This is a genomic window from Pseudomonas sp. P7779, from assembly GCF_013386315.1.
Taxonomy (GTDB): Bacteria; Pseudomonadota; Gammaproteobacteria; order Pseudomonadales; family Pseudomonadaceae; genus Aquipseudomonas.
The window spans coordinates 41,538-48,036 of record NZ_JACARZ010000041.1 but is presented as its reverse complement, the minus strand read 5'-3'; the positions used below and the strand labels follow the sequence as shown (position 1 = coordinate 48,036).

7 protein-coding genes are annotated in these 6,499 nt (G+C 61.6%); 5 read left to right on the top strand and 2 right to left on the bottom strand.

All coding sequences use genetic code 11. The features are described 5' to 3' along the window. Positions 1-162: 162 nt before the first annotated feature. From mgtA to HX869_RS14210, 4 genes are all read left to right on the top strand, one after another. A complete protein-coding gene (gene mgtA / locus HX869_RS14225; RefSeq protein ID WP_023658814.1) occupies positions 163-2,877 on the top strand; it encodes a magnesium-translocating P-type ATPase in 2,715 nt (904 codons plus the stop codon). Positions 2,878-2,936: 59 nt separating this feature from the next. Next, positions 2,937-3,140, top strand: coding sequence for a hypothetical protein (locus tag HX869_RS14220; protein ID WP_023658813.1), 204 nt, complete (start codon positions 2,937-2,939; stop codon positions 3,138-3,140). 31 nt (positions 3,141-3,171) lie between these two features. Further along, a complete protein-coding gene (locus HX869_RS14215; protein WP_177028285.1) occupies positions 3,172-3,519 on the top strand; it encodes a DUF2493 domain-containing protein in 348 nt (115 codons plus the stop codon). Positions 3,520-3,663: 144 nt separating this feature from the next. Next, entirely contained in the window at positions 3,664-4,467 is an 804-nt protein-coding gene (locus HX869_RS14210) for a hypothetical protein (protein ID WP_178903234.1), read from the top strand. 137 nt (positions 4,468-4,604) lie between these two features. Here the strand turns inward: HX869_RS14210 and HX869_RS14205 are convergent, their stop codons facing one another. Further along, entirely contained in the window at positions 4,605-5,324 is a 720-nt protein-coding gene (locus tag HX869_RS14205) for a tellurite resistance TerB family protein (protein WP_178903233.1), read from the bottom strand. 124 nt (positions 5,325-5,448) lie between these two features. Between HX869_RS14205 and HX869_RS14200 the strand changes: the two genes are divergently transcribed. Beyond that, positions 5,449-5,976, top strand: coding sequence for a DinB family protein (locus tag HX869_RS14200; RefSeq protein ID WP_178903232.1), 528 nt, complete (start codon positions 5,449-5,451; stop codon positions 5,974-5,976). Position 5,977: 1 nt separating this feature from the next. Here HX869_RS14200 and HX869_RS14195 read toward each other — a convergent pair whose 3' ends face one another. Continuing rightward, complete coding sequence (locus tag HX869_RS14195; RefSeq protein ID WP_003207766.1) at positions 5,978-6,433, bottom strand: GFA family protein; 456 nt, start codon at positions 6,431-6,433, stop codon at positions 5,978-5,980. Positions 6,434-6,499: the final 66 nt, after the last annotated feature.

Genomic DNA, 6,499 nt, shown 5'->3' with positions numbered 1-6,499 from the left:
CGCGTTAGTTAACTAACGCGCTGTTAGCGGGCCTGTAGAAAGTTACCCAACACTTTATTTAAACCGATCGCGAAGTCAGCGACTCGGCATGCTTTCGCTCGCCTGTCATCAGGTAAGTACCGGGTATGTTTTGTCGAAAAATTGGCGACAGGAGTACACACAATGAGCGCAGTAAAAAACCCGAAACTGCACAAGAAAAACGGCACGGATACCGACACCAAGCTGTCGATGCGTGCCGCCCGCGAAGCCCAGAACGGCCTCTCGGCAACCCTCGCCAATGTCCGGGCAACCAAGGATGGCCTGACCGAACTGGATGCCTCTGCTCGCCTGCAACGTGAAGGCTACAACGAGGTGGCCCACGACAAGCCGCCTCACGCCATCGTGCAATTCCTCCAGGCCCTGAACAACCCGTTCATCTATGTGCTGCTGACCCTCGGCGCCATCAGTTTCTTCACTGACTACTGGCTGCCACTGCAGGCCGGTGAAGAAGCCGACCTGACCAAGGTCATCATTATCATGACCATGGTCATGCTCAGCAGCCTGCTGCGCTTCTGGCAGGAGCATCGTTCGGCCAAGTCCGCCGAGGCCTTGAAGGCCATGGTACGCACCACCGCCACGGTGTTGCGTCGCGAGCAAGTGGGCTCCAAGCCGACCCTGCGGGAAGTGCCGATGCGCGACCTGGTGGCCGGCGATATCGTGCAACTGTCTGCCGGCGACATGATCCCGGCCGACATCCGCCTGATCGAGTCCCGTGACCTGTTCATCAGCCAGGCCGTGCTGACCGGCGAAGCCTTGCCGGTAGAGAAGTACGACACCCTCGGGGATGTGACGCAAAAATCCGCCACGTCCACGGCGGCCGACCAGGGCAACCTGCTGGACCTGCCGAACATCTGTTTCATGGGCACCAACGTGGTCAGCGGCCGGGCGAAAGCCGTGGTGGTTGCCACCGGCCCGCGTACCTACTTTGGCTCGTTGGCCAAGGCGATTGTCGGCTCCCGGGTGCAAACCGCATTTGACCGCGGGGTGAACAGCGTCAGCTGGCTGTTGATCCGCTTCATGCTGGTAATGACGCCGATCGTGTTCTTCCTCAACGGCTTCTCCAAGGGTGACTGGAGCGACGCGTTGCTGTTCGCCCTGGCAGTGGCGGTAGGCCTCACCCCGGAAATGCTGCCGATGATCGTCAGCGCCAACCTGGCCAAGGGTGCAACCGCCATGGCCAAGCGCAAGGTGGTGGTCAAGCGCCTCAACGCGATCCAGAACTTCGGTTCGATGGACGTGCTGTGCACCGACAAGACCGGCACCCTGACCCAGGACAAGATCATCCTCGAGCACCACGTCAACGCCTTTGGCAACCGTGATGATTCAGTGCTGACCCTCGCCTGGCTCAACAGCCATCACCAGAGCGGCATGAAGAACCTGATGGACCAGGCGGTCGTACAGTTCTCCGAGCAGAATCCGAAGTTCCAGGTGCCGTTTGCCTACAGCAAGGTGGATGAGTTGCCGTTCGACTTTATTCGCCGTCGCCTGTCGATCGTGGTCAAGGACGCGCAAAACGATCACCTGCTGGTGTGCAAGGGTGCGGTCGAGGAGATGCTGAGCATTTCCACCCACGTGATGGAAGGCGACGTGGCCGTCGAGCTGGATGATCGGCGTCGCAACGAGTTGCTGGCGATTGCCCAGGACTACAACGAGGACGGCTTCCGGGTGCTGGTGCTGGCAACCCGCAACATTCCCCAGGCACTCGCCCGCAAGCAGTACACCACGGCCGATGAGCGCAACCTGGTGATCCGTGGCTTCCTGACCTTCCTTGATCCACCAAAGGAAACCGCTGGCCCGGCGATCGCTGCCCTGCGCGAAATTGGCGTGGCGGTCAAAGTGCTCACCGGCGACAACGCCATCGTCACCAGCAAGATCTGCCGCCAGGTCGGCCTGGAGCCAGGCGTACCGTTGCTGGGGACGGAAATCGAAGCGATGGACGACGCCACCCTCAAGCTGCGGGTCGAGGAGCGCACGGTGTTCGCCAAGCTGACGCCGCTGCAGAAGTCGCGGGTGCTCAAGACCTTGCAGTCCAACGGCCACACCGTGGGCTTCCTCGGCGACGGCATCAACGACGCTCCGGCCTTGCGGGATGCCGACGTGGGCATCTCGGTGGACAGCGCGACGGACATTGCCAAGGAATCCGCCGACATCATCCTGCTGGAAAAGAGCCTGATGGTGCTGGAAGAAGGCGTGCTGAAAGGCCGCGAGACCTTCGGCAATATCATGAAGTACCTGAACATGACCGCCAGTTCCAACTTCGGCAACGTGTTCTCGGTGCTGGTGGCCAGTGCGTTCATCCCGTTCCTGCCGATGCTGTCGATCCACCTGCTGCTGCAGAACCTGATGTACGACATCTCCCAGCTGGCCTTGCCGTGGGACAAGATGGACAAGGAATACCTGGCCAAGCCACGCAAGTGGGACGCGAAAAACATTGGCCGCTTCATGATCTGGATCGGGCCGACCTCGTCGATCTTCGACATGACCACCTTTGCCCTGATGTGGTACGTGTTCTCGGCCAACAGCGTGGAAATGCAGACCCTGTTCCAGTCCGGCTGGTTCATCGAGGGGCTGCTCTCGCAAACCCTGGTGGTGCACATGCTGCGCACCCGCAAGATCCCGTTCTTCCAGAGCAACGCCGCATGGCCGGTGATGATGATGACCTGCATCGTGATCGGGCTGGGCATCTACGTACCGTTCTCGCCACTGGGCGCGATGGTTGGCCTGGAGCCGCTGCCACTGGCGTACTTCCCATGGCTGGTGGGCACCCTGGTCGCCTACTGCTGCGTGGCACAACTGATGAAAACCCTCTACATCCGCCGCTTCAAGCAGTGGTACTGATCAACCGCCCCTGAAAGCGCTGGCTATCGGTAGATAGCCAGTGCACGCGGAGACAGACAATGAACACACTTATGAGCTACCTCGACAACGCTGCTCGCGCGCTGCTGGTGTTCGGCCTCGCCCAGGCGGCCAAGGCGGTGATGGTGCTGGGCGTACGGCTGTACGCGCGCAACGTGCTCAGCGCCGTGGAAATGCGCTTCATGCTGGGTTTTTCCAGCACCTTGAACAGTACGTGCATCCGCTTGCTGCGCCCGCGTCGATAAATGGCAATACGCACTACAAGGAAAGATCACCATGCGCGTCTTGATCTGTGCAGGTCGTCATTACGCCGATACAAAAATGTCCCGCCAGGTGCTGGACGCCTACCACCGCCTGCGCCCGGTGCAGGTGTTGATCCACGGTGGCAGCCAGTTCCTGGGCAGCGACGTGGAAGACTGGGCCCGGGAAACCGGAGTGAATGTGGTGCGTTACCCACCCAACTGGCAACGCCATGGCAAGCAGGCCGAACGCCATCGCAACCAGTTCATGCTCACCGACAGCCGGCCCGACGTGATCATCGCGCTGCCCGGTGGCGACGACACCTCGGAACTGGTGAGCCAGGCCAGGGCCAGTGGCATCCATGTGCTGACTGTAGACAGCTGAATCAACCCTTATTGGAGTATCCAGGCATGAACGAAGAACCCCGTTGTAGCGGTACCCCGTTGCACACTTTTTTCTATTTGAAACACGGCGCGTCCCTGCCAAGTCCGGTCGGGGCGCGCCACCGGCTGTTGATCGAGGTTCACCATGTACAAGAAACACACCCCTGACGGTTTCGCCAAATACCGCAACCGCACCACCCACGTTACCTTCCATCCCCTGCCCGCCTCCAAGCTTCGGGCAGTGCGGCGCAACCTGATTTTCGTCGGCGTGACCGCGGGCATCGTGCTGGTGCTCAGCCTGATGTCGAATGCCCATGCGGCAGGCGGCTCCTACGTGGTCGACGACGGCGCAATCAACGCCCCGGGCGAATGCAATGTCGACGCCTGGTTCACCGCCAACCGGCACGCGGGCTCAACCCACAGTGAAACCCTGGCGCCGGCCTGCACTTCCGCTGCCATTGCGTGGTTGCAGTGGACTGCCGCCGTGTCCCGGGCCAACCATGATGGCGACGGCGAAACCCAAGTGAATCCGCAGCTCAAGGCGCAGTTGTGGGCCCGGGAAGACCTGGGCCTGGAACTGGCCGCGTCTGCCGGCGTACATTACGCGCTGAACCGCCGGCACTCGTTTGATGGCGCGGACTTGAATGTGCCGTTTACCTGGCAGCCCATGGAGGCCCTGCGGCTTAACTTCAACGCCGGCTGGAGCCACGCTTATAACGACGGCGACCAGACCCATCGGCCGACCTGGGGCACCGGGTTTGAATACAGCCTGATGGACTCACTGACACTGATCGCCGAACGCTACGGCCAGCAAGGCGGCGACCAGGCGTGGCAAGCCGGGCCGAGGGTGCATATCGGCAAAAATGTGGATGTAGACCTGGTGGTAGGACGCAGTTTGATCGGGGATCAGCATCAATGGCTCACGACGGGGGCCACACTGCGGTTCTAACCCGCAGACGATGATCCCAGTGGCGAGGGAGCTTGCTCCCGCTGGGCTGCGTAGCGGCCCCGGAATCTTTGGGAGCGCTTCGCACTCCAGCGGGAGCAAGCTCCCTCGCCACAGGTTGGTATGACCGTAATAGCGATTTAAACCTGCCCCCTGGCCTGCTGCTCCAGATGCACCTGCAACGCAGGATCAATCTTCAACTGCGCCGCCAGCTCATCCAGATAATTGCGCTCCGCGTCCCGCTGGTCATCCACCAGCAGCACACTGACCAGGTACACCTCCGACGCCACCGCCGGGTCGCCGGCAAACTCGGCAAAATCCGCCGCATTCAACGGTTTGGCCACCTCGGCATCCAGCCACGCCTGCAATTGCGGGTCATCGGTGTGCTTGCCGATCTCGGCCGAGATCATCTGCTGCTCCCGCTCATCAATCTCGCCATCCGCCTTGGCTGCCGCGATCAATGCACGCAGCACGGCGTGGCTGTGTTCTTCGACCTGCGCGCCAGACAACTGGTCAACCGTCTGCAACGCCTGCTGCGGCGCCGACGCCTGTTGCCGCTGCCAGGCCTGATACGCCTGGAACGCCATCATCCCCAACGACGCCAGCGCCGCGTAGTTGGTGCCGCCGGTGCGCCCCTGAGGCACCGCACGGGTTCCGCCAAGCATGCCGCCCAGGCCACCGAGCAAGCCACCAAGGCCGCCACCGCCTGAAGCCGAAGCAGCGCTGCCGCCCAGCAAACCGCCAAGCAAGCCGCCCAAACCACCGAGCCCGCCCTGAGACCCGGGTGCAGCGCCGCCCTGCTGGCTGGACGAGGCCTGGCCCGCCCGCAGCAATTGTTCCAGTAGATCGCCGGTATTCATGGTGTCACCCTCCCAGGGCGCAGAGTTCCAGATCAACAACAATAGCTGCGCTGCGCGAGAACACCATGACCGCCCGGCAGGCTCGCATTATCATGGCGCCATCGCACCCGGAGGAAGCCCCGAGATGACCCGTACCGAGCATATCGCCCTGATGGCGACCTACAACCAGTGGATGAACCGCAAGGTGTACAACGCTGCCAATGGCCTGAGCGACGAGGAGCTGATTGCCGACCGTGGCGCGTTCTTCGGATCGATCCTTGGCACGCTGAACCACCTCGCCCTGGGTGATCGCGTCTGGCTCAAGCGTTTCGCCGAGCATCCAGCAGGCTTTGCCGCGCTGGTACCGTTAGACGCGTTGGGGTTGCCGCCACGTCTGAATCAACTGGCCTTCGCCGATATCCGTGAACTGTCGGCCCACCGCGCCTGGCTCGACCAGCTCATCATCGACTGGGTGCAGTCGATCAGTGAGTCGGACCTGGATCAGCCCCTGCAGTACCACAACATGGCGGGCACGCCCATGAACAAGAATTTTCATGCACTGCTCGTGCATTTCTTCAATCACCAGACCCACCACCGGGGCCAGGTGACAACACTGCTGACCCAGGCCGGGCGCGACGTGGGCGACACCGACCTGCTGGCACTGATGGACTAGTTCAGCCACCGCTGTACTCGGCGTACGCCTGTATCAGCGCGGGGAAATTCTCCCTCTCCGGGAGCTGCGCAAAGCTGTGCTGCGCCGGGGTAGTCGCCCACGGCAGCTTTTCACTGGTCCAGGTTTCAATGAATGGCACATAGCCGCTGGCGTCATCCAGCATGGTCGGACGCAGGTTGATCAGATCTTCCACGCCATTGGGGCGGGAAAACATCCAACTCATGCAGTGGGGGCAGCAGTAGTGGCGGTCTACGCCATGCAACCCGCCGATCACCGGGTTGCCCTGGGTGATGGTGAATCCGTGGCTGGGGATCAGCGCGCTCAGCGAGAACGCGCTGGATGACATCTTCTGGCACCCGGTGCAGTGGCACGCCATGGTGATCAATGGTTTTTCGGTCACGGTAAAACGCACCCGGTCACAACGGCAGCCGCCTTCCTGGGACTCTTGATTGCTCATCTTCCACTCCAGTCACATTGTGTGTGTGACCGGAGGATAAACGAGCGGGTGCGTCGCGAACAGCAG